Genomic DNA, 242 nt, shown 5'->3' on the forward strand with positions numbered 1-242 from the left:
GGTGTGAATGCCACGATCCCCGCCATCGAGGCGGCACGGGTCGCCGAGGTGCTGGCCCGGTTCGCCGGGTGCCGCACCGCGAAGGTCAAGGTCGCGGAGCCCGGCCAGACGCTGGCGGACGACGTCGCTCGCGTGCGAGCCGTGCGAGAGGCGATGGGTCCGGAAGGCCGCATCCGCGTGGATGCGAACGGTGCCTGGAACGTCGACGAGGCCGAGCATGCGGTGCACGCCCTCAACGAGTT

At 71.5% G+C, this 242-nt stretch carries 1 protein-coding gene; it reads left to right on the plus strand.

All coding sequences use genetic code 11. The features are described 5' to 3' along the window. Nucleotides 1-242, plus strand: a 242-nt coding sequence (locus tag AC3XQU_RS24680) for an enolase C-terminal domain-like protein (RefSeq protein WP_489876734.1), incomplete at both ends; no start/stop codon positions are given.

It is taken from the genome of Telluria sp. AZSoR62, from assembly GCF_058111565.1.